Genomic DNA, 24491 nt, shown 5'->3' with positions numbered 1-24491 from the left:
GAGCCTTTTGACTTCATTTTTCTACCCGTGTCTCACAAGTTCCGCACTTCTCACCGTATTGACCAGATACCGGATCACCTCCACCGGATAATCTCCGGCCGCAGTCTCCCCAGTCACCATAACGGACGAAGCACCGTCCAGCACCGCGTGGAAGATATCATTCACCTCCGCGCGGGTCGGAACAGGGTTCCGCTCCATGGACGCAAGCATCTGCGTCACCACCATAAACGGTTTTCCGGTCGCCTGGCATTTCTGCGAGATTTCTCTCTGCACACTGGGAAGGTCCCAAAGATGGACCGCATTTCCAAGATCTCCTCTGGCAATTACGATCTCATCGGCTCCCGGAAGCAGCTCTTCCAATTTCCGTACTCCGTCCAGATTCTCGATCTTTGCAAAAAGCTTCACATCCTCAGCTCCGGCTTCCTGCAGAGCATTTTTTACACATTCCAGATCTTCCCGTCCCCGCACAAACGGCTGCATGACTCCTGTTACGCCCATCTCTTTCGCGAGCCGGATATTTTCAAGATCAGCTTTTGTCAGTGTCGGAGAATTGATCTTCGCTCCCGGAAATGCTGCACTCTTTCTGCTCTTCAACAGTCCACCCCAGAGTACCTTTGCGAAATATCTCCGTTTTTCTCCACTTCCCGGCTTTATATTCTCCGAATTTTCCACAACCTTCAGGTGAATTTTCCCATCATCGAGGAGAATCTCCTGCCCTGGAATCAGGTATGGGATCGTAATATCCGGCAGCTCGATCCGGGCAGACACCCTCTGAGCAGATGTCCGGTTTTGCACCGGCGAACTTTCACTGTTTTTCTTTTTATCGGCCGTTTCCGTTAATTCTTCTCTGCTGTTTTTTTCTAAAAATTCAACAACCTTCTGATCTTTCTGATCCGTTGCTGAACGAATCAGATCCATATCCCCACATCTGTCATTTCTTTCATTTTCAGTCTTCCAATCAGCCGCCGCACAGATCTCCACGATTTCTTCATTCTTCAGCAGGATTGGCTCCGCAACCGCCCCTGTGCGAAGCTCCGGTCCCTGAAGATCGATCAGGAGCTGCGGCTTCACCCCGCATGATTCTGCCGCCCACTTCATCTTCCCGATCAGCTCCCCGGACTCTGCCAGTGTCACATGGGATAAATTCAACCTCATTCCGGTCATTCCAAGCGCAAACATTTCCGTCAGGATCTTTTCATCCTGACATGCAGGCCCCAGTGTTCCATAGATTTTTACCATTGTAATTCTTCCCCCACTCTCCTGATAACCATTCTGTTCCAAGAATAACATAAGGCATCGCACTTGTCACTCACATCTGGTAAACAGGTAACTCTGCGCAGTTGCATCAACGATCCTTCGCGATCCCGGATTTTCCGAGCAGGAACCATCTGTTATTCGAATTTCGTAAAAACAGTTTTCAAACGTGGCAAATCATCCGTTTCGAATTTTGTACATGATTGCTTCCGGCACCTTGGATCCACATAAATATGGTTTTCTTCTCATTCCGTTACACATAGAGAAACGGCAGCCGGATCTATCCGATCTCATGATCGAAATTCCAACCGCCGTTCTCACTCTTTTACTTTCTTTTACACCTGGATCCGGTCTGCAACCTCGCATCCGATTGCAAGTCTGCATCCATCATTTCCGATGATCATCCAGTCATTGTTCTGCTGGATCACGTCAACCGCATTCCCCTCGCAGAAATCGTGGCGGTGAAGAAAATCCATCACCTGCTGATTTCCAAGCATCCATTTAATCGTGTACCGTTCCCCGGATTTCGCTGTTGATAAAGCCTGCATGATTACGCCCCCTGATTCTATACTCTACAATAAGTTTCCTTTTATGTTCGCTATATATTATCTGACATCTTTCTCTGCATTATTCTTTTTGTATCTTCTTTTACAGGATACTCTTCAAACTATCGGTTAGTCAAGCATAAAACCAGTTAGTGGCAGATAATCTTTTCACGCTCTATGAAACAACACTTCTTCTTTATCTATGTGCATTTTGGACAGATACACTCTTATCTTCTATATCAGCTGTGACATAACATGCTCCATCGCATTATAAACTTCCAATGCCGTTTTTCGGTCCGATAATAGCATTCGAAAATCCGATCTTTGTAGGTTCTGGTTGGTTTTCCAAGGATGCGGATCAAGCGTTCTGTTGATGTTTTTTCAAAATACAGAAAAACCCGCAGAACTTTGTTCTGCGGGTCTCTTACGCTTGGACACAAATATCTCACGGAGATACTATATATTAAATTTCGAATTAATTACTCGATGATTGTAGCAACTCTACCGGAACCAACAGTTCTGCCGCCCTCACGGATAGCGAAACGAAGACCCTGCTCCATAGCTACCGGATGGATAAGCTCGATTGTCATCTCAACGTTGTCGCCCGGCATGCACATCTCTGTACCTTCCGGAAGCTCGCAAACACCTGTAACGTCTGTTGTTCTGAAGTAGAACTGCGGACGATAGTTGTTGAAGAACGGTGTATGACGGCCACCCTCGTCTTTAGTAAGAACGTAAACCTGAGCTGTGAATTTCTTGTGGCAGGTTACGGAACCCGGTTTAACAAGACACTGACCTCTCTGGATCTCTGTTCTCTGAACGCCACGAAGAAGAGCACCGATGTTATCACCAGCCTGAGCCTGGTCAAGGAGCTTACGGAACATCTCGATACCAGTTACAACTGTCTTACGAGTCTCCTCGTGAATACCAACGATCTCAACCTCATCGTTGAGTTTAAGAGTACCACGCTCTACACGGCCTGTAGCAACTGTACCACGACCTGTGATTGTGAATACATCCTCGATCGGCATAAGGAACGGCTTATCTGTGTCACGAACCGGATCCGGAATGTAGCTATCTACAGCGTCCATAAGTTCCATGATCTTGTCGCCCCACGGACCGTTCGGATCCTCAAGAGCCTTAAGAGCGGAACCCTGGATGATCGGAGTGTCATCGCCCGGGAACTCGTACTCGTTAAGAAGGTCTCTGATCTCCATCTCTACGAGCTCAAGAAGCTCCGGATCGTCAACCATATCGCACTTGTTCATGAATACTACGATGTACGGTACGCCTACCTGACGGGAAAGCAGGATGTGCTCTCTTGTCTGAGCCATAACACCATCAGTAGCAGCTACAACGAGGATAGCACCATCCATCTGAGCAGCACCAGTGATCATGTTCTTTACATAGTCAGCATGGCCTGGGCAGTCAACGTGTGCATAGTGTCTCTTCTCTGTCTGATACTCAACGTGAGCTGTGGAGATTGTGATTCCACGCTCTCTCTCTTCCGGAGCTTTATCGATATCTTCAAAGTTCTCAGCTGTGTTACCTGCAACTCTTGCTGCAAGAACTTTTGTGATTGCTGCTGTTAATGTTGTTTTACCATGGTCAACGTGTCCAATGGTACCAATGTTACAATGCGGTTTGGTTCTTTCAAACTTAGCTTTTGCCATTTTAAAACGTCCTCCTTAATTTGCGCCCATTGGGCTATTATATTTAACTTAGGCTGAATACTATTATATTCTATTCGAAAAAGTTTTTCAAGCCTATTCTTGCCTAATACAAAGGGAAACTGCGATTATTTCGCAGCGCCCTTTCTCTCAGCGATGATCTTCTCCTGAACGCTCTTCGGTACCTGCTCGTACTTCTCGAAGAACATGGAGTAGTTACCACGACCCTGTGTTCTGGAACGAAGGTCTGTGGAGTAGCCGAACATCTCAGCAAGCGGAACATATGCTTTAACCATCTTGCCGCCGCCGATATCTTCCATACCCTCGATACGTCCACGACGTGCGTTAACGTCACCGATAACGTCGCCCATGTACTCCTCAGGCATTGTAACCTCAACCTTCATGATCGGCTCAAGAAGTACCGGGTTGCCTTTCGCCATAGCATCCTTGAATGCCATGGATCCGGCAATGTGGAATGCCATCTCGGAAGAGTCGACCTCATGGTAAGATCCGTCGTATACATCTGCAGCTACGCCGAGTACCGGGAATCCGCCAAGGATACCAGCCTTTGTAGCCTCCTCGATACCTTCGCCGACAGCCGGGATGTATTCCTTCGGAATAGCACCGCCGACAACGGAAGAGGTGAACTTGAATGTCTCTTCGCCGTTCGGATCCATCGGTGTGAAGTGTACTTTACAGTGACCGTACTGACCACGACCACCGGACTGCTTCGCGTACTTGCTGTCTACATCAACAGCCTTAGTCATTGTCTCCTTGTAAGCTACCTGCGGAGCACCAACGTTTGCCTCTACCTTGAATTCACGAAGGAGACGGTCAACGATAATCTCGAGGTGAAGCTCACCCATACCGGAGATGATTGTCTGGCCTGTTTCTGTATCTGTATGAACACGGAATGTCGGATCCTCTTCAGCAAGCTTTGCAAGAGCCTCGCCCATCTTATCCTGTCCGGCTTTTGTCTTCGGCTCGATTGCGATATCGATAACCGGCTCTGGGAATACCATGGACTCAAGGATTACCGGATGCTGCTCGTCACAGATTGTATCACCAGTCGTTGTGGACTTGAAGCCAACAGCTGCTGCGATATCACCGGAGTAAACCTTGTCAAGCTCGTGTCTCTTGTTTGCATGCATCTGAAGAATACGGCCAACACGCTCTTTTTTGTCTTTTGTTGCATTTAATACGTAGGAACCAGAATTCATTGTACCGGAGTAAACACGGAAGAATGCAAGTTTACCTACGAACGGGTCTGTCATGATCTTGAATGCAAGTGCGGAGAACGGCTCATCATCGGAAGAATGACGAACAACCTCGTTGCCCTCAAGGTCAACACCTTTGATCGGCGGGATGTCAAGCGGAGACGGCATGTACTCGATGATCGCATCAAGGAGTTTCTGTACGCCCTTGTTTCTGTATGCTGTACCGCAGCATACCGGAACTGCATCACACTCACATGTAGCTTTACGAAGAACCTTCTTCATCTCGTCAACGGTCGGCTCTTCACCCTCAAGATACTGCATCATGAGGTCATCATCAAGCTCGCAGATCTTCTCAACGAGCTCGCTGTGGTAAAGCTCTGCATCATCCTTCATATCTTCCGGAATGTCTGTTACGGAGATATCATCACCCTTTTCATCGTTGTAGATGTAAGCCTGCATTTCGAAGAGGTCGATGATTCCCTTGAACTCGTCTTCCTTACCGATCGGGAGCTGAATGCAGATTGCATTCTTGCCAAGTCTGTTGCGGATCTGATCTACACAAGCGTAGAAGTTTGCACCAAGGATATCCATCTTGTTGACGAATGCCATTCTCGGTACATTGTAGGTATCAGCCTGACGCCATACATTCTCAGACTGCGGCTCTACACCACCCTTTGCACAGAAAACGCCGACAGCGCCATCAAGTACACGGAGGGAACGCTCAACCTCAACAGTGAAGTCTACGTGGCCTGGTGTATCGATGATGTTGATACGGTGCTCAAGTGCGCCAGCCTTCGGCTTTGTCTTTTCCTGGAGTGTCCAGTGACAAGTCGTAGCTGCGGATGTGATTGTGATACCTCTCTCCTGCTCCTGCTCCATCCAGTCCATGGTAGCTGTACCTTCGTGAGTATCACCGATCTTATAGTTAATACCAGTATAATAAAGGATACGCTCTGTCGTTGTTGTTTTACCAGCATCGATATGAGCCATGATTCCGATATTTCTGGTTCTCTCTAACGGATATTCTCTTCCAGCCAAGGATTTTTCCTCCTATTAGAATCTGTAGTGAGCAAATGCCTTGTTAGCCTCAGCCATCTTATGCATTTCCTCTTTCTTCTTTACAGATGCGCCAGTGTTGTTAGCTGCATCCATAATCTCGTTTGCAAGTCTCTCTACCTGGGTCTTCTCGCTTCTCTTACGGGAATAGAGAGTGATCCAGCGAAGGCCTAATGCCTGTCTTCTCTCCGGCTTAACCTCGATCGGTACCTGGTATGTTGCACCACCGATACGTTTTGCCTTAACTTCGAGAACCGGCATGATGTTGTTCATAGCCTCTTCGAATACTTCTACAGCGTCCTTACCGGTCTTCTCAGCGACCTCTTCGAAAGCGCCGTAAACAATCTTCTGAGCAACGCCCCTCTTACCATCAAGCATGATGTTGTTGATCAGCTTGGTTACAACTTTGTTGCTGTAAAGCGGGTCTGCTAATACGTCTCTTTTCTGAGTATGTCCTTTACGTGGCACGTTACTTCCCTCCTTAATTATAAAAATTATATCATCGGTACTCACATGTTTCCATAAAATGTGTTCGCGCGCGGTTTTCTATCTATTTCCTGCAACCACAGGTCAAATACCACCGGCACTAATATGCGTTATCTGCATTCACTTTATTCCTGTTAGTGATCCCTCTTGCGGTTGTTCAAGCTATTGACCGTTCTGCTTGAGACGGAATACCTGAACTCCGCTGCGCTACATTTGAGTAGCAGTTATTACTTTGTAATAACCTTATTTTTTATCTTTCGGTCTCTTTGCGCCGTACTTGGAGCGAGCCTGTCTTCTGTTGGCAACGCCTGCAGTATCAAGAGTACCTCTGATGATGTGGTATCTGGTACCCGGAAGGTCCTTAACACGACCACCACGGATCAGAACAACGGAGTGCTCCTGAAGGTTATGTCCCTCACCCGGGATATAGCTTGTTACTTCAATACCGTTGGAAAGACGTACTCTGGCAATCTTTCTAAGAGCGGAGTTCGGCTTCTTAGGAGTTGCAGTCTTAACAGCTGTGCATACACCTCTCTTCTGCGGAGCAGATGTATCTGTGGCTTTCTTATGAAGGGAATTGTATCCTTTCTGGAGTGCCGGAGCTGTAGATTTCTTTACAGCAGTCTCTCTACCTTTTCTTACTAACTGGTTAAATGTTGGCATTCTTTTCACCTCCTGTGATATTGACTGTTGGTTGCTGCTTTCAGCCTTTATGCGCACAAAAAAACGGGACGTACCCGATGCACGCCCCATTATTATATACAGAGATTTTCCGCATGTCAAGGTGAAACCTTAAATTTTCTTTGAAAATACGGCATTTTCCGACCATGACACGCCTGGATGAGTTGTCTCATTTTTAAACTTTGTGATTTTTGCTGTTTTTGTCTGTTTTCCAAGCGGATTTTCCATCATTTTTATCTCTCGGGATCATCCGTTTCCTGCCCCATTCCACAGCCGCACATCCCGGGCATGCGCCTGTGTTGTCAGGTACCGCATCCATGGTCCAGTACCATGCTGCCGTTCACAGTATTTTCTTACTATTATTTTTCTCCCAGGCAGAACATGTCCACCGTCACATCTGCAAGGAGATTTCCTTTCTCATCTGTCACCTCACTCCGCACGATCGTGATCGTACGGCCACGGCGGACCAGGATCCCCTTCGCATGGACAGTCCCCTCCGATACGTTCCGGATAAAATTCACATGTGCGCTCTGAGTCACATACTTCTTTCCATCTGCTCTCGCCGTCAGTCCCGTGACCACATCTGCGAGTGCGTAGAGCATTCCGCCATGTACCATTCCCATCAGGTTTGTGACGCCATGTGTGATCTTCATGCTGATCTCACTGCACTCCGGTGAGATCTTTTCGATCTTCATATTCGTATATTCCATAAAGGGATTATTTTTTACATATTCGTCCGGATCGATCCCGTACTGTATCTTTTCACTCATTTCTGCCTCCTGAAATTCTGTCATAACGTGCTGCGCAGTTTTCTGCTGTCATGAAACACGCATGTTCACCTGCTGTCTCCGACTACATTTTATCATATGTAGTTCTTCCATGCAAGAACCGGAGAGGAGATCCGGCTGTAGATCTCCTCTCCGGGCATTCTCAATCATCGACTGCCAGAAGACCTGCAGTCCGAAGGCTTGCCATCAGGGCATTCAGCTGAGCTACCACATCTTCCGTGCTCGTCGCGTCCGCGACCGGAGCTGCCGCTGTCACGGTTCCTGCCGGGCCTGTTGGACCAGTTGCTCCCGTTGGGCCTGTCGCCCCTGTTGGGCCTGCCGGGCCGGTTGCTCCAGTCGGTCCTGTCGGGCCTACCGCTCCGGTTGCTCCTGTCGGTCCCATCGCTCCCACCGGACCCTGCGCTCCTGTCGCTCCAGCCGGACCTGCCGGACCTGCTGCTCCGGTTGCTCCGGTTGGACCCTGCGCTCCTGCCTCTCCAGCCGGGCCTGCCGGACCTGCTGCTCCGGTTGCTCCGGTTGGACCCTGCGCTCCTGCCTCTCCAGCCGGGCCTGCTGCTCCGGTTGCCCCTGTCGGTCCCGTCGGACCCTGCGCTCCTGTCGCTCCTACCGGACCTTGCGCTCCTGTCGCTCCCACCGGGCCCTGCGCCCCTGTCGGACCAATCGGCCCCTGCGCACCGTCATATCCAGGAAATCCCTGCGGACCGGTCGGTCCCTGTGGCCCTATCGGCCCTGCTGGTCCCATTGGCCCCGGGCATCCCTGCGGACCTCTCGGCCCCATCGGACCTCTGCAGCAGCAGTTTCCACCCGGCCGTCCGCAGTTTCCGCCGCATCCCGCGCCCTGGCATCCATTTTCACAGCGATTTCGCTCCCCTATACAGCCGGCATCACGATAAGGATCATAATCCATATTTCTCATATCTGAATCTCCTTCTCCTTATTTTTCACGAATATTCCGTAACCGGATATCCGTTTACTATACTTTATGCTGCCCGTCCATATTCGTTCCTGCTCTCTTTATCGCTCCATCCGCGGCCTTGATCCTGCCGCAGCATTTTTATTTTCTCATTCCGATCCGTGCAAAATATTCCCGGTTCTTTCTGCACGCTTCCGTTCCCGGATGGCATCGTTCCGCCAGCTCGTTATACCAGCACGCTTTTTTTCTCTCTCCCATCCGGTCAAGGCATACGCAAAGCTGGAGATACGGAATATACCCGCGGTATTCCGGCATGATAAATCCTTCCTCCCCGGCCAATCTTCCCGTTTTCAGTGCCTGGCGGTACCAGAATTCCGCATCCGCATACTGCTTTCCGGAAAAGAACCACCATCCAAGATCACAGCAGAGTTCCGGTCCCGGAATTCCTTCCCGCAGACCCATGAGCAGAAAAGAAAGTGCCTCATCCCGCTTTCCCAGCTGATACATGCAAAATGCCCCGTGCCTGCACGCATCTATCCGGTCGATGTGCCAGCCGTCAGACCTTTCCAGATAAGTCAAAAACACACCGGCCGCCTCTTTATATCGTTTATGGTAATACAGTTCCTTTCCATAGTAATAGTGTTCACGCGCAGTCAGGCCCGCGATTTTTCCCTTCTCCCGTATCATCTTTTCAAAGATCCTGAGATTGCGGTCTGGATCTCCCGTCCCGATCTTCCGATGTTCGATCAGAATATCTTCCCGCACTGTCTTTCCAAACGGTTCGATCACCTCATGGATCCGCCCTTTCCATACCGCTCTTTCGCATCTTCTCAGAAGACGTTCCCGATAAAAGAAAAATGACGGACTTCCGCTTCCGTCATATCCAACCGCATATTTCATCATCACCACGTCCGGTTTCTCCTGATCCAGACGCATTTTTAGTTTCATCAGTTTCTTTTGCTCTTCTTCCGTGATCACATCATCCGCATCCAGCCAGAAAAGATAGTCTCCCGTTCCTTTCTGAAACGCAAAATTCCTCGCCGCCGCAAAATCATCGATCCAGGGAAAATCATAGATCTGATCCTTAAACAATGACGCGATTTCCTTTGTTTTGTCGTTTGAACCGGTATCGACAATGATGATCTCATCCGCAAAATCTTTCACACAGGAAAGGCATCTTCCAAGGACCTGTTCTTCATTGCGGACGATCATGCATAAACTGACAGAAGCCATACATTCCCTCTGTTGTCCCTTTTTATCAATATATGAGATCCTGTAAAATCTGTCCGAATATTTCATATTTTATACCGGCAGCTCTCTTAAAGTTCTCTCATGTTGTGTGAATCCATTGTGTGAATCCATCTGCCCCCGGCGCACCGTATATAAACAGGCGCTGCCTGGATCCATAAGGATTCAAAGGCAGCGCCCGTTTTCTCCGGCATTATTTCCGGCATTCACTCTTCATTTGTATTTATTGCAGGTTTGTCCCGTCTGCCATCTATCCGCAGAGCCCAGACTGATGTACCGTTTTTACTCCTGCTCCTCACCTGTCAGATCCAGAAGATTCAGCTCCTCAAATCCGTCTGTGGACGGGAGTTCAAAGAGAACTTCCTTACCCGGATTCTTGCAGTCCATGTTCATGTCGATCTTGTAGTTCATCACATCGACCTCAGATGTCTCCATATCTGTAATGTTCATTGTAACATCCATGAAGATCTTCATGTTCTCGTAGTAGCCATCTTTGTTGATCGTCATCTCGCCGTTTGCCTCGTTGACCTTCATGTCCATGCCAACACCGAGAGTCGCATATGTCTCTGCTGTCGCACCGGTGATCGCCTGGATCACTTCATTGATCTTATCTTCGTTGATGTTGTAGGCAAGTTTCTTTGTATCGCCGTTCTGATACATTCTTAGACCTTTGATCACATCTGTACCCAGGTTCATATCGAGCTGGGTCGCCTGCTTTGCAGCATCTTCCAAAGACATCGGCTGCTTATATTTAATTCCCATCATGTCCACATACATGTTGCCGCCCGTATAGAACATCTCGATCGGCACCTCTGTTCCCAGTGTATTGGATGTTCCGTCGCAGAGGAATTCGATGTTTCCGTCTTCCGTCTCCCTCATCTTGATGTTCATGTCCATAGTCATATCCAGAGTTTCATCAAGATAAGATGTTGTAATCCGGTAGTTCACATCGATATTTTCGCTCTTGAGCGTTTCATTTAACTGCTGCGCTTCCTCGTAAACTTCCATGGCCTCCGGATCATTCTCTTCCACATCAGTCGGAACCGACTTCACCTGGGTTACACTGTTTACGCTCCACGCGCCATTCTTGTCGATCTCATAACCGTCCGCACGACCGTAATCAGTCATCGCATATCCGGTATTTCCGAAATAATAGCACTGTGCCCAGCCGTCATGATCACCATCCAGCCAGTACCAGCCGTTTCTACAGTAGGAACCGTCATCATTCTGGTATTTCCAGCCGTTCATGTCTTCCTGCCACTCACCCGCAAATGCAGGGAACGAGAGTGCCATTGCAAGCGGCATCGCAGCTGTCAGGACCATTTTCCACTTTTTCATAAGAGAGACCTCCTTGTTTTTACCGTCCGGACGCCTTTCCGGCGCAGGACCTTTTTCGCCTGTATCTTCAGGCAGCATCTATTGACAATATAACAGGTTCCGCTCTCTTCCGCAATTCATTTGTATGTCGGATTTATATTTTTTCCGTAATTCTTCAGGATTCTGTTATCATTTCTTTCCTATTCCGTATACGACTGCTCCGCCTGGATCACCGCATAATAGTTGCTCCACTTCTCTGTGATCAGCTTCGCGATCCCTTTCTTTACTTCCTCATTTGTCTTTCCATATTGGAACGGAACGGCTGCGTCGAAGATCAGGTTCGTGTGGGTTGGTCCCTGCACCATCCGGAAATCGTGGATCGTGACACCCGGGAAATTTTCCCGGATCATCTCCACGACCTCTTTTTTCGTCTCGTTAATCTTCTCGTCATTGACAACGATCGGGTCCATATGGATCACAGCTTCACAGCCGAGTTTTCTCTTTAATTCTTTCTCGATCCTGTCGATCACATCGTGGATCTCAAAAATATCGCTGTCACCGGATACTTCCCCGTGCAGGGAGATCATGCGTCTTCCCGGGCCGTAGTCATGTACCACAAGATCGTGGATCCCAAGGATCTCCGGATGCGCGAGTACGATGGACTTGATCTCATCGACAAATTCTTTTGACGGTGCCTCTCCGAGGAGTGGATTTAAAGTATCCTTCGCAGCGCCATATCCCGCGTAGAGAACAAAGCATGCAACCAGACATCCGCACCATCCGTCCACGTTGACTCCCGTCGCATACGCGATCCCCATCGAGACCAGGACTGCCGTTGTCGCGATGGAGTCACTCATACTGTCCATCGCTGTCGCCTTCATCGTCTCCGACTGGATCTTCGTTCCCACGGAACGGTTATAGAAGAACATATATGCCTTCACGCAGATAGAGACAATGAGGATTCCGACCGCCAGAGTGCTTGTCTCGACCGGTTCCGGATGAAAGATCTTCCCGACCGATGTCTTTAAGAGCTCAAATCCCATCAGGATGATGATCATGGAAACGCCGAAGCCGGACACATACTCGATCCTACCGTGTCCGAACGGATGGTCCGCATCTGCCTTCATGCCGGAAAATTTGAACCCCACCAGGGAGATAAATGATGATCCTGCATCTGACAGGTTGTTAAACGCATCCGCCGTGATGGCGATCGATCCGCTGATCACTCCCGCCAGGTACTTGCCGGCAAACAGGCAGACGTTGAGTGCGATCCCGACGATGCTGCAGAGCATTCCGTAGGCGCGGCGCACATTGCCGTCTCCGACCTGATCTCTGTTTTTTATAAATAAGCTCGATAATATTGTAATCATATAAAACACTCCAATCAGTCTGCACTTTGCATACAGACTATAAAACATAAGCCTGAAATTCAGGTCGAACCATCATAAGATCCGCAAATGAAAGAAATCCTTCCAGATATCCCCTGGTAAAAGTTGCCTGTCTCTAACCTTCCGTATACTCAAACAGCGAGGAAAAACATGATCTCGCATGTTCTCCTCGCTGTTCTTATATGCATCAGCCTATGGGAAAGTTCCTGTTTCCAGGAGCTTCCCCACAATATAAACTTGTCTGTTCTGAAAACCTGCACGATCGCCTGTTTTCATAAAGCTTTACACATTATAATCGATTATTCATCAACTTCCTGTGTGTCATCCTCGTTGAGAATGATCTTCTCAGCCTCTTCAATCGGAGCTTCTGTCTCCTCCTGCGGCTCAGCAGCAGTCTGAACTTCCGGCTCCGGCTTCTTCTCCTCGATCTCGCCGGTGCTGAGCTTGATGTTGCGGTAACGCTTCATACCGGTACCAGCCGGGATGAGCTTACCGATGATAACATTCTCTTTCAGACCGATCAGGTGATCTACTTTGCCGTTGATCGCAGCCTCAGTAAGAACCTTTGTGGTCTCCTGGAAGGATGCAGCGGATAAGAAGGAATCGGTTGCAAGGGATGCCTTTGTGATACCGAGCATGACCTGTTTGCCCTCTGCCGGCTGTTTGCCTGCAGCGATGAGCTCCTCGTTCATCTCGTTGAAATCAAGAACATCCATGGATACGCCCGGAAGAACGTCGGAATCGCCGCTCTCCTCGATACGGATCTTCTTTAACATCTGACGCACGATCATCTCGATATGCTTATCGTTGATCTCTACACCCTGTAAACGGTAAACACGCTGTACCTCACGGATCATGTAATCCTGTACGGCACGAACGCCCTTAACCTTTAACAGGTCGTGCGGGTTGATGCTACCTTCTGTGAGAACGTCACCGGCCTCGAGAACCTGTCCGTCCGTAACTTTGATTCTGGAACCATACGGGATCAGATAAGTCTTGGAGTTTCCGGTCTCCGGATCAGTAACGATGATCTCACGTTTCTTCTTGGTATCTTTAATTGTGACAACACCACCAAATTCAGCAATGATCGCAAGTCCCTTCGGGCGTCTTGCCTCGAAAAGCTCCTCGACACGCGGAAGACCCTGTGTGATATCGCCGCCGGCAACACCGCCGGAGTGGAATGTACGCATGGTTAACTGTGTACCCGGCTCACCGATGGACTGTGCGGCAATGATACCAACAGCCTCGCCGACCTGTACCGGCTGACCTGTCGCCATGTTCGCGCCGTAGCACTTGGAGCAAACACCGATATGGCATTTACATGTCAGGACTGTACGGATCTTAACGGTATTTCTGCCGAGCTTCTCAAGAACCTTGATAACGGCTGCGGCACGTTTCGGTGTACACATATGGTTTGCCTTGACAACAACTTCTCCGGTATCCGGATCTGTGATCGTCTCAGCGATATATCTGCCTGTTAATCTCTCCTGGAGAGTCTCGATCGTCTCTTTACCGTCTGTAAAGCCTTCGATCTCCATGTACGGGATCGTTCCTTTTCCTTCGCAGCAGTCTGTCTCACGGATGATGAGATCCTGGGATACATCGACAAGACGTCTTGTCAGGTAACCAGAGTCGGCTGTACGAAGAGCGGTATCGGACATACCTTTTCTCGCACCATGTGCGGAGATGAAGTACTCAAGTACGTCAAGACCTTCACGGAAGTTGGACTTGATCGGGAGTTCGATCGTGTGACCGGTTGTATCCGCCATAAGTCCTCGCATACCAGCAAGCTGCTTGATCTGCTTATCAGAACCACGGGCTCCGGAGTCCGCCATCATGAAGATGTTGTTGTATTTATCAAGACCTGTCAGAAGGTCATGTGTTAACTGGTCATCGGTTGCTTTCCATACATCGATAACTTCTTTGTAACGTTCTTCCTCTGTGATAAGACCACGGCGGAAGTTCTTTGCGATACGGTCAACCGTTGCCTCAGCGTCCGCAAGGAGCTGTTTCTTGGTTGCCGGGACAGTCATATCGGAAATGGAGACGGTCATAGCGGCTCTTGTGGAGTACTTGTAACCGATCGCCTTGATATCGTCCAGAGTGATCGCTGTCTGAATCGCTCCGTGTGTATTGATGACTTTCTCGAGGATCTGCTTTAACTGTTTCTTCTTTACGAGGAAATCGATCTCCGGCTTTAACTCGTTGCCCGGGATCGTTCTGTCGACAAATCCAAGGTCCTGCGGGATGATCTCGTTGAAGAGGATACGTCCTACAGTTGTATCAACGATGCCTGTCATCGTTCTTCCGTCCGGAAGTGTCTTTGTCACACGGACTTTTATTCTCGCATGAAGAGTAACGGCTCCGTTCTCATATGCAAGAAGTGCTTCGTTCGGGCTCTTGAAGAACATGCCTTCGCCCTTTGCGCCCGGTCTCTCCTGTGTCAGATAGTAGATACCGAGGACCATATCCTGGGAAGGAACTGCTACCGGACCACCATCGGACGGTTTTAACAGGTTGTTCGGGGAGAGAAGAAGGAAGCGGCACTCTGCCTGTGCTTCCATCGTCAGCGGAAGGTGAACCGCCATCTGGTCTCCATCGAAGTCCGCGTTGAATGCGGTACAAACGAGCGGGTGAAGCTTGATTGCCTTACCTTCTACAAGGATCGGCTCGAACGCCTGAATACCAAGACGGTGAAGAGTAGGGGCACGGTTTAACATAACCGGATGCTCTTTGATTACATCCTCGAGAACATCCCAGACCTCTGTCTGAAGACGCTCGACCATCTTTTTCGCGTTCTTGATGTTGTGTGCAGTTCCGTTTGCAACGAGTTCCTTCATAACGAACGGTTTGAAGAGCTCGATCGCCATCTCTTTCGGAAGGCCGCACTGGTAGATCTTAAGTTCCGGTCCAACGACGATAACGGAACGTCCGGAATAGTCAACTCGTTTACCGAGAAGGTTCTGACGGAAACGTCCCTGCTTACCTTTTAACATGTCAGAAAGGGACTTTAACGCACGGTTGCCCGGTCCTGTAACCGGTCTTCCGCGTCTGCCGTTATCGATCAGGGCATCAACAGCCTCCTGGAGCATTCTCTTCTCGTTGCGGACGATGATGTCCGGAGCGCCGAGTTCGAGAAGTCTTGCGAGACGGTTGTTACGGTTGATGATTCTTCTGTATAAGTCGTTTAAGTCGGATGTCGCGAAACGTCCGCCGTCGAGCTGTACCATCGGGCGGATATCCGGCGGGATGACCGGGATCACGTTCATGATCATCCACTCCGGTCTGTTTCCGGAGCTGCGGAATGCATCAACAACCTCAAGGCGCTTGATGATTCTCGCTCTCTTCTGGCCGGAAGCCTCCTGAAGAGCTTTTCTCAGCTCTTCGGAGTCTTTATCCAGATCGATATTCTTTAAAAGTTCCTGGACTGCCTCAGCACCCATTCCTACGCGGAATGTGCCGTAGCCGTACTTTTCAACAGCATCGCGGTACTCTTTCTCGGAAAGGACCTGCTTTAACTGAAGTCCGGTATTTCCTGCATCCAGAACGATATAGGAAGCAAAGTACAGAACTTTCTCGAGGACTCTCGGGGAGATGTCCAGGATCAGACCCATACGGCTCGGGATACCTTTAAAATACCAGATATGGGATACCGGAGCGGCAAGCGCGATATGTCCGATACGCTCACGGCGCACGCTGGACTTCGTTACCTCAACGCCGCAGCGGTCACAGATAACACCTTTGTATCTGATTTTCTTGTATTTACCACAATGGCACTCCCAGTCCTTGGTCGGTCCAAAGATTCTTTCGCAGTACAGACCGTCCTTCTCCGGTTTTAAGGTTCTGTAGTTGATGGTCTCCGGTTTTTTAACCTCACCATGGGACCATTCCAGAATCTTTTCCGAAGAGGCAAGTCCGATACGGATCGCGTCGAATGTCATCGGCTGATAAGTTTCATTTGTCTCAGGCATGAACGGTACTCCCTTCTAATTATTTGTCGTCATCCTCGGTATAATCGTCATCGACATAGTCGTCTTTGGCACCGTCGTTTGTATAGTCATCGTCTTCCACATTGACAAGCTCGTCGCCCTTGAATTCCTGCTTCTGGAATCCGTAGTCGGATAAGTCTTCCTTATCGTTGTAGCGGCGGTCTCCCTCGATGATGGAACGAAGATCGTAGTTTGTATCAGAGTAGTCGATGTTCTCAGACATATCGACTTCCTCACCATTGTCACGCAGCACTCTTACATCCAGTCCGAGAGACTGTAACTCTTTTAAGAGTACCTTGAAGGACTCCGGAATACCCGGCTCCGGAATGTTCTCGCCCTTGATGATCGCCTCGTAGGTCTTTACACGTCCAACAACGTCATCGGACTTCACTGTCAGGATCTCCTGAAGTGTGTAAGCCGCGCCGTAAGCCTCAAGAGCCCAAACCTCCATCTCACCGAAACGCTGTCCGCCGAACTGTGCTTTACCACCGAGCGGCTGCTGTGTAACGAGTGCGTATGGGCCTGTGGAACGTGCATGGATCTTATCGTCAACCAGGTGATGCAGTTTCAGGTAGTGCATGTGTCCGATCGTAGTCGGGCCATCGAAGTATTCGCCTGTACGTCCGTCGCGGAGCTGTACCTTACCGGTACGGCTGATCGGAACGCCCTTCCAGAGAGCACGGTGATCAAGGTGCTCACCGAGATATTCCATAACCTCCGGACGAAGGATCTCTTTATACTTCTCCTGGAATGCATCCCATTCCATGTTTACATAATCGTTTGCAAGCTCCAGTGTATCCTGGATATCATTCTCGTCTGCGCCATCGAATACCGGTGTGGAAACATTGAATCCAAGTGCCTTTGCTGCAAGGCTTAAGTGGATCTCAAGGACCTGTCCGATGTTCATTCGGGACGGCACGCCTAACGGGTTTAATACGATATCGAGCGGACGTCCGTTCGGAAGGAACGGCATATCCTCTACCGGAAGTACACGGGAGACAACACCCTTGTTACCATGACGGCCGGCCATCTTATCACCAACAGAAATCTTACGTTTCTGAGCGATGTAGATGCGGACTGTCTCATTTACGCCAGGAGCAAGCTCGTCGCCGTTCTCTCTTGTGAAGAGTTTTGCGTCGATGATGGTTCCGTATGCGCCATGCGGTACTTTTAAGGATGTGTCGCGGACTTCTCTTGCCTTCTCACCGAAGATCGCACGAAGAAGTCTCTCTTCAGCTGTCAGCTCGGTCTCTCCCTTAGGAGTTACCTTTCCGACTAAGATATCACCGGCACGGACCTCAGCGCCGATGCGGATGATTCCGCGCTCATCCAGGTCTTTCAATGCGTCATCGCCGACACCCGGAACATCTCTTGTGATCTCTTCCGGTCCTAACTTGGTATCACGGGATTCGCATTCATATTCTTCAATATGAACAGATGTGTAGACATCGTTCATAACAAGTTTTTCACTTAACAGGACCGCATCCTCGTAGTTGTAACCTTCCCAGGTCATGAATCCGATCAGCGGGTTCTTACCAAGTGCGATCTCGCCATCCTTTGTGGACGGTCCGTCTGCGATAACCTCGCCTTTCTCTACATGGTCGCCCTTGTAAACGATCGGCTTCTGATTGTAGCTGTTGGACTGGTTGCTTCGTGAGAATTTGATCAGGCGGTAAACGTCGCGGTTTCCGTCGGAATCTCTCTTGATGATGATCTCGTTGGAAGCGGAGCGTTCAACAACGCCGGCATTCTTAGCGACTACGCAGACACCGGAGTCAACGGCAGCCTTGCCTTCGATACCGGTACCAACAACCGGAGCTTCTGTGGAAAGCAGCGGTACAGCCTGACGCTGCATGTTGGATCCCATCAGGGCACGGTTCGCGTCATCGTTCTGTAAGAACGGGATCATGGAAGTAGCAACGGAGAATACCATTCTCGGGGATACGTCCATGAGGTCGATCTGTTTCTTCTGGAAGGAGGAAGTCTCCTCACGGAAACGACCGGATACGTTGTTGTGGATGAAGTGGCCTTCCTCATCGAGCGGCTCGTTCGCCTGTGCTACGATGTAGTTATCCTCTTCGTCAGCTGTCATGTAGACAACATCGTCGGTAACTCGCGGGTTAGCCGGATCGCTCTTGTCTACGACACGGTACGGAGCCTCAACGAAGCCGTACTGGTTTACCTTCGCATAGCTTGCGAGGGAGTTGATAAGACCGATGTTCGGTCCCTCAGGAGTCTCGACCGGACACATACGACCGTAGTGGGTGTAGTGTACATCTCGAACCTCGAATCCTGCACGCTCTCTGGACAGACCGCCCGGTCCTAACGCTGAGAGACGTCTCTTATGCGTAAGCTCGGATAACGGGTTGTTCTGGTCCATGAACTGGGACAGCTGGGAGCTTCCGAAGAACTCCTTCACTGCTGCAGTGACCGGTTTGATATTGATCAGGGACTGCGGAGTGATTCCGTCGATGTCCTGTGTTGTCATTCTCTCACGTACAACGCGCTCCATTCTGGAGAGACCGATACGGTACTGGTTCTGAAGGAGCTCTCCGACTGCACGGATACGACGGTTTCCAAGGTGGTCGATATCATCCTTTACGCCGATGCCGTACTCAAGGTGCATGTTGTAGTTGATGGAAGCAAGGATATCTTCCTTTGTGATGCATTTTGGAACAAGCACGTGGACGTTGCGGCGGAGTTCAGCTTTTAACTCTTCCTCGTCATCCCCTGCTTTTTCCAGAATGTCTTTTAATACCGGGTAATATACTAACTCTGTGATACCTACTTCTTCCGGATCGAAGGACACATATGCGGAAAGGTCAACCATAAGGTTGGAAAGGACTTTCTCCACGCGCTCTTCTGTCTGGATCCATACATACGGAATCGCAGCGTTCTGGATCGCGATCGCCTGATCTTTTGTGATCGCTTTTCCTGCTTCCGCAAGGATCTCGCCTGTTTCTGTATCAACGATATCCTCGGACGGAATCTGTCCGACGATACGGTTCTTCATATGAAGCTTCTTGTTGAATTTATATCTGCCGACCTTTGCGAGATCATATCTTCTCGGGTCGAAGAACATGCCGTTTAACAGGCTCTCAGCACTGTCGACAGACAGCGGCTCGCCCGGACGGATCTTCTTATATAACTCAAGGAGACCATCCTGATAGTTGTCGGATGTATCCTTTGTGAAGCTTGCGAGAAGCTTCGGCTCCTCACCGAAGAGATCGATGATCTCAGCGTTTGTACCATATCCGAGCGCACGGATCAGGACAGTTACCGGGACCTTTCTGGTACGGTCTACACGTACATAGAACACGTCGTTGGAATCTGTCTCATACTCTAACCATGCTCCACGATTCGGGATTACGGTACAGGAATATAATTCTTTACCGATCTTATCGTGATCGATACCATAATAGATACCAGGGGAACGTACCAACTGGCTGACGATAACACGCTCTGCACCGTTAATAACGAAGGAGCCGGTATCTGTCATTAATGGCAGATCGCCCATGAAAATCTCGTGTTCATTGATCTCATCTTTATCTTTGTTGCAGAGTCTCACCTTGACTTTCAAAGGTGCGGCGTAAGTTGCATCACGCTCTTTGCACTCTTCGATCGTGTATTTGATGTCATCTTTGCAAAGCGTGAAGTCTACAAACTCCAGGCTAAGATGTCCAGCAAAGTCAGCGATCGGAGAGATATCGTCAAAGACCTCTTTCAGGCCCTCGTCGAGGAACCACTGATAAGAATCCTTCTGGATCTCGATCAGGTTCGGCATCTCAAGAACTTCTTTCTGTCTTGAGAAGCTCATTCTTACGCTCTTGCCGGACGGCACCGGACGCATTCTGCTTTTCTCCATTTGACGTTTCACCCCTGTTTTCTTTCTCTATAATCAATAACTAATTTTGGGCATACTGGTACCATATGCACATGATACCACAATAGTGCACATTTCATACTACCATGGGGTTGTCAATCTGTCAAGCACTTTTTTACAAAGTTTTCCTACTCTACGCTTGTGTAATACCCCGGCGCATACATCTGGATCGAGTAGAAATCATCCCCTGACGGGCTTTCTTTACTTGCAAAAATCTCCGGTCCATAAGCTGTGGTAAATCCGTTGACACTGTCATCTGTCTTACTAACGATCATATCCTCGGTATTGATCAGTTCCTGATATATCTCCTGTCCATTTAGATCCGTATCCAGATAGCCGAATTCCTGGAATGTGGCTTCCAGCACGTCCACGATCTGGTAGAAGGCCTCCTCGTCGCTGCTGTAGGCACCGATTCCATGGAGATCGTCCGTTGCCGTGTCGGCGTAGATGGTAATGCTTCCCACATACTCCCCATCACGGCTCAGATAATAGGCCTGATCTGTGTTGTACCAGCTCATATCGTCCGAAGCATAGTTGTAGCTGTATGTGTCCTCCATCGACCACTCAGAAAATCCGTACTGCGGCAGGAGTCGGTCCAGGGCGGCCGTCACATCCGCAAGCTGGGCGTCATAGTGACCGTAGTTTGTACAGTTTGTTCCGATGGCCCGCACCTCCTCGTCGGAGAGCTCGCCCTCTCCAAGGACCTCCACGGCGTTGGAATCGGCAGAGGACCAGAGATCGCCACTGGACGAGTCGAAGATGTTCTCGATCCCGTAGATCGATTCCCGGATCGCATGGGTGATAAGAAACAGCAGGTTTCCGCCGACGGAAAATACCAGCCAGATGATCACGACGATCAGAATGCCGGTAAACGGCTTCTTCCGTCCCCGCTCGGAGTTTACACGGTCCATGATGTTCTTCGCGGACTGGCTGCTGTAAGTTCCACTCTGGCAGGTATCTGCCTGGCTGCGGTACTGTTCAAGCTGGCTCTTCATATGTTCGAACGCATTCCGCTGTCCCGTCATCCGGTTTCCCATATTCTGGAATGGATCCGCTGTCTTCTTCTCCCGATTTGTCTTTTTCTTTCCGCCCTGTATTCTGGTTGATGTCCCATTCCCTTTAAATATGCCCGCGTACGAATCTGTACCGGACGTGCTGCTTCCAGGGTATTCGCTTCCGCCATCGTGGTACAAGCAGTCTGACTCATGCTGTGGATGTCTCTCATTTAAATAGTAATCCACATCCTGTACATATGGATGCCACACGATCCTTTTGCATCCGCTGCAGTATAGACCCGATGTCATTTTCTGGTCGCAGTATGGACAATATTTCTGTTTCATCCGTTGTTCCTCCTGTCGGTATTCCTCTTTTCAGGTCATTTTAATTTTGTATTTTAAGCCCAACATCTAAATTTCTACTCTCATTTTAACATAGGTTTCCAGTGCACACAATCGAGATTTCACATCGTCAGCCCAATGCCTGATTCTTGTTACAGTACACGGGCACTCCTTGCCCGCGCACTGTAACAGGATTTTGCCGATGCTTCGCATTCCGAATCGGCAAAATCCACTACCACCACTGTATTGTACGGAATTTTCAGTTCAGAAAATTCCTACCCATGAAAAGTAACTGATTCTTTTCCCAAAACGAAAAAAGACTCAGAGCAGCCACTTTGCATGGTCTCTGAGTCTTCTCACACTGATATACTGCTTTTACCGGTTCAGGATCTCCATAAATTCTTCTCCTGTGATCGTCTCCTTCTCGAGAAGATATCCGGCAAGTTCGTTTAATTTTGCTGCATGGTCTCTTAAGATTCCCATTGCCTTCTCGTACTGTGCCTTCACGGTAGCGATCACCTCGTCATCGATGGCTTTCGCTGTCTCCGGTGAGCATGCGAGGGAGGTGTCTCCGCCAAGGTACTGGTTCGTCACGGTCTCAAGGGCAACCATACCGAACTGGTCGCTCATACCGTAACGGGTCACCATAGCGCGGGCAAGCTTTGTGGCCTGCTCGATATCGTTGGATGCACCGGTCGTGATGGAGTGGAACATAAATTCCTCCGCCGCACGGCCGCCGGTCAGGGTTGCGATCTTGTTGAGTGCCTCCTCCTTACTCATAAGAAGGCGCTCGCCATCCTCCACCTGCATCGTATAGCCGAGAGCACCCGATGTTCTCGGAATAATTGTGATCTTGTGGACTGGAGCAGAGTTGCTCTGACACGCTGCAACGAGGGCGTGACCGATCTCGTGGTAAGCGACGATCCGGCGTTCATTTTCAGAAACGGACGCATTTTTCTTCTGATAACCGGCGATAACAGTCTCAACGCTCTCCTCCAGGTCAGCCTGGGATACAACGCGGCGTCCCATGCGGACGGCACGGAGCGCGCCCTCATTGATAATGTTCGCAAGCTCGGCACCGCTGGCTCCGACAGTCGCTCTCGCGATCGCGTTAAAGTCAACGGACTCATCCATCTTGACATCTTTTCCATGTACCCGCAAGATCGCCTCACGGCCTTTGAGATCCGGAAGTTCTACCGGAATTCTTCTGTCGAAACGGCCCGGTCTCAAGAGGGCCTTATCAAGGGTCTCCGGACGGTTTGTGGCCGCCAGGATCACAACGCCCTTTCGTCCGTCGAATCCGTCCATCTCTGTAAGAAGCTGGTTTAAGGTCTGCTCACGCTCATCGTTTCCACCCATGCCGCTTCCGTCACGCTTTTTACCGATTGTATCGATCTCGTCGATAAAGACGATACACGGAGCCTTCTCATTTGCCTGCTTGAAGAGGTCCCTGACCTTCGCGGCACCCATGCCGACGAACATCTCAACAAACTCGGAGCCGGAGATCGAGAAGAACGGAACGTGCGCCTCACCGGCAACGGCCTTTGCTAACAACGTTTTACCTGTTCCTGGAGGGCCTACGAGAAGCGCGCCCTTCGGAAGCGTGGCACCGATATCGGAATATTTCTTCGGGTCATGAAGGAAATCAACGATCTCCTTTAAGGCATCCTTCGCCTCCTCCTCACCTGCGACATCCGCAAATGTCACGCCGGTCTCACTCTCCGCGTAGATCTTTGCATTGGACTTTCCAAATGTCATCGCGTTTCCGCCCATGCGCTTCGCCATGCTGCGGCTTAAGATCTGCCCGAGCCCAATCATGATCACGAACGGAAGGATCCAGTTCACGAAAATATTCATGATCGCTGACTCTTTTCTCGGAATCACTTTATCGAATGTGACGCCCTTGCTGTACAGGCGATCTGTCAGATCCGGGTCATCCCAGAGTCCTGTCTTGTAGACCTGCTCTTTTCCATTGCTGTCTTTCGCGATAAACACGTACTCGCCGTTCGTGTCATCTTTCTCTACCTGTGTGACCTGGTTATTGTCTACCATAGCCAGAAATTCGTTGTAGCCGACTTCCTTTACCTGACTTTTCAGTGCGGACGGGAATACGAGTCCGTTTAACAGGACCGTCATGACCAGAATTATGATCATATAATAGAAAAATCCCTTAAATGAATTGAGATCATTCGGGTTCGGCTTTTTTCCGCCGTCTTTTGTACCCATACGTCTGCCTCCTTGATTTTCTTTTTTCTGTAACGCTTTTCATCGCATCTTAGCTTCTGCCGTTACTTTTTCTGCCTTTTACATGCTTTGTTTTCTGAGCATCTCCGCGAAGTGACACCCTGTCATTTCGTGTGATATTTATCCTATATCAGGAAACATTGAAAGTCAATGGAATTTATGGAAGTTTCTGAAATGTTATATTTTTTTTAGAAATTACCATTTTTCTTTCTGGCTGGCGGAGTTTGCAGGTTTCCAAACTTTTTTTATTGTTCTTCTTGACAAACAATCCTTTCCGTACTATGATACCCATAACCAAACAAGAAAAACCGTTGAGAAAGAGGAGTACATTTTCGATCGTGTTTTCACAGAGAGCTGCAGGCGGTGGGATTGCAGTATTGCACTGGAAATGGAATGGACTTTCGAGGGCAGTCCTGAATTTTAGTATGGACTGACGGCTACCGCAGTCGTTAAGAGAGCGGCGTATATGTTGGTA

At 49.4% G+C, this 24491-nt stretch carries 15 protein-coding genes and 1 other annotated feature (1 of these 16 running past the window's edge); all 15 genes read right to left on the bottom strand.

Annotated features, from left to right (window positions below; all coding sequences use genetic code 11):
* Positions 1–21: 21 nt before the first annotated feature.
* Entirely contained in the window at positions 22–1239 is a 1218-nt protein-coding gene (locus V2546_RS05850) for a pyruvate kinase (RefSeq protein WP_329751803.1), read from the bottom strand.
* A gap of 350 nt (positions 1240–1589) precedes the next feature.
* Positions 1590–1802: a FeoA family protein gene (locus V2546_RS05845; RefSeq protein WP_215702097.1), complete on the bottom strand. Its 213-nt coding sequence runs from the start codon at positions 1800–1802 to the stop codon at positions 1590–1592.
* 476 nt (positions 1803–2278) lie between these two features.
* Positions 2279–3472 (bottom strand): elongation factor Tu, encoded by a 1194-nt coding sequence (gene tuf, locus V2546_RS05840; protein ID WP_118530051.1) that lies wholly within the window; start codon positions 3470–3472, stop codon positions 2279–2281.
* Between the two features lie 125 nt (positions 3473–3597).
* Positions 3598–5724, bottom strand: coding sequence for an elongation factor G (gene fusA / locus V2546_RS05835; protein WP_021905591.1), 2127 nt, complete (start codon positions 5722–5724; stop codon positions 3598–3600).
* Between the two features lie 15 nt (positions 5725–5739).
* Positions 5740–6210: a 30S ribosomal protein S7 gene (gene rpsG / locus V2546_RS05830; protein WP_021905592.1), complete on the bottom strand. Its 471-nt coding sequence runs from the start codon at positions 6208–6210 to the stop codon at positions 5740–5742.
* Positions 6211–6471: 261 nt separating this feature from the next.
* Positions 6472–6891, bottom strand: a complete 420-nt coding sequence (gene rpsL / locus V2546_RS05825; protein ID WP_118297453.1) for a 30S ribosomal protein S12 — start codon at positions 6889–6891, stop codon at positions 6472–6474.
* A 377-nt stretch (positions 6892–7268) separates the two neighbouring features.
* Positions 7269–7679 (bottom strand): PaaI family thioesterase, encoded by a 411-nt coding sequence (locus V2546_RS05820; RefSeq protein WP_118297454.1) that lies wholly within the window; start codon positions 7677–7679, stop codon positions 7269–7271.
* 160 nt (positions 7680–7839) lie between these two features.
* Complete coding sequence (locus V2546_RS05815) at positions 7840–8613, bottom strand: hypothetical protein (protein ID WP_329751802.1); 774 nt, start codon at positions 8611–8613, stop codon at positions 7840–7842.
* A gap of 138 nt (positions 8614–8751) precedes the next feature.
* On the bottom strand, positions 8752–9843 hold the full coding sequence (locus V2546_RS05810) for a glycosyltransferase family 2 protein (protein ID WP_329751801.1): 1092 nt from the start codon (positions 9841–9843) through the stop codon (positions 8752–8754).
* 297 nt (positions 9844–10140) lie between these two features.
* Complete coding sequence (locus V2546_RS05805; RefSeq protein WP_147352714.1) at positions 10141–11196, bottom strand: DUF6612 family protein; 1056 nt, start codon at positions 11194–11196, stop codon at positions 10141–10143.
* 179 nt (positions 11197–11375) lie between these two features.
* On the bottom strand, positions 11376–12545 hold the full coding sequence (locus V2546_RS05800; RefSeq protein ID WP_118530055.1) for a cation diffusion facilitator family transporter: 1170 nt from the start codon (positions 12543–12545) through the stop codon (positions 11376–11378).
* A 317-nt stretch (positions 12546–12862) separates the two neighbouring features.
* Complete coding sequence (gene rpoC, locus V2546_RS05795; protein WP_118530057.1) at positions 12863–16534, bottom strand: DNA-directed RNA polymerase subunit beta'; 3672 nt, start codon at positions 16532–16534, stop codon at positions 12863–12865.
* Between the two features lie 19 nt (positions 16535–16553).
* Complete coding sequence (gene rpoB, locus V2546_RS05790; protein ID WP_329751800.1) at positions 16554–20417, bottom strand: DNA-directed RNA polymerase subunit beta; 3864 nt, start codon at positions 20415–20417, stop codon at positions 16554–16556.
* 146 nt (positions 20418–20563) lie between these two features.
* Positions 20564–21775 carry a hypothetical protein gene (locus tag V2546_RS05785; protein ID WP_329751799.1) on the bottom strand — a complete coding sequence of 404 codons (1212 nt, stop codon included), beginning with the start codon at positions 21773–21775 and terminating at the stop codon, positions 20564–20566.
* A 372-nt stretch (positions 21776–22147) separates the two neighbouring features.
* Positions 22148–23998, bottom strand: a complete 1851-nt coding sequence (ftsH, locus tag V2546_RS05780) for an ATP-dependent zinc metalloprotease FtsH (protein ID WP_118530061.1) — start codon at positions 23996–23998, stop codon at positions 22148–22150.
* 320 nt (positions 23999–24318) lie between these two features.
* Positions 24319–24491 (top strand) — a binding site (T-box leader); it runs 64 nt beyond the window's last position.

It is taken from the genome of Clostridium sp. CM74B_53 (assembly GCF_036318045.1).
Taxonomy (GTDB): Bacteria; Bacillota; Clostridia; order Lachnospirales; family Lachnospiraceae; genus Pilosibacter.
This window is presented reverse-complemented; position numbering and strand designations above follow the sequence as displayed.

What these genes read in the sequence shown, in the direction of transcription:
- V2546_RS05850 (WP_329751803.1), bottom strand. Translation starts at nt 1,239, where the DNA reads ATGGTAAAAATCTATGGAACACTGGGGCCTGCATGTCAGGATGAAAAG.
- V2546_RS05845 (WP_215702097.1), bottom strand. Translation starts at nt 1,802, where the DNA reads ATGCAGGCTTTATCAACAGCGAAATCCGGGGAACGGTACACGATTAAA.
- tuf (WP_118530051.1), bottom strand. Translation starts at nt 3,472, where the DNA reads ATGGCAAAAGCTAAGTTTGAAAGAACCAAACCGCATTGTAACATTGGT.
- rpsL (WP_118297453.1), bottom strand. Translation starts at nt 6,891, where the DNA reads ATGCCAACATTTAACCAGTTAGTAAGAAAAGGTAGAGAGACTGCTGTA.
- V2546_RS05820 (WP_118297454.1), bottom strand. Translation starts at nt 7,679, where the DNA reads ATGAGTGAAAAGATACAGTACGGGATCGATCCGGACGAATATGTAAAA.
- V2546_RS05815 (WP_329751802.1), bottom strand. Translation starts at nt 8,613, where the DNA reads ATGAGAAATATGGATTATGATCCTTATCGTGATGCCGGCTGTATAGGG.
- V2546_RS05810 (WP_329751801.1), bottom strand. Translation starts at nt 9,843, where the DNA reads ATGGCTTCTGTCAGTTTATGCATGATCGTCCGCAATGAAGAACAGGTC.
- V2546_RS05805 (WP_147352714.1), bottom strand. Translation starts at nt 11,196, where the DNA reads ATGAAAAAGTGGAAAATGGTCCTGACAGCTGCGATGCCGCTTGCAATG.
- V2546_RS05800 (WP_118530055.1), bottom strand. Translation starts at nt 12,545, where the DNA reads ATGATTACAATATTATCGAGCTTATTTATAAAAAACAGAGATCAGGTC.
- rpoC (WP_118530057.1), bottom strand. Translation starts at nt 16,534, where the DNA reads ATGCCTGAGACAAATGAAACTTATCAGCCGATGACATTCGACGCGATC.
- rpoB (WP_329751800.1), bottom strand. Translation starts at nt 20,417, where the DNA reads ATGGAGAAAAGCAGAATGCGTCCGGTGCCGTCCGGCAAGAGCGTAAGA.
- V2546_RS05785 (WP_329751799.1), bottom strand. Translation starts at nt 21,775, where the DNA reads ATGAAACAGAAATATTGTCCATACTGCGACCAGAAAATGACATCGGGT.
- ftsH (WP_118530061.1), bottom strand. Translation starts at nt 23,998, where the DNA reads ATGGGTACAAAAGACGGCGGAAAAAAGCCGAACCCGAATGATCTCAAT.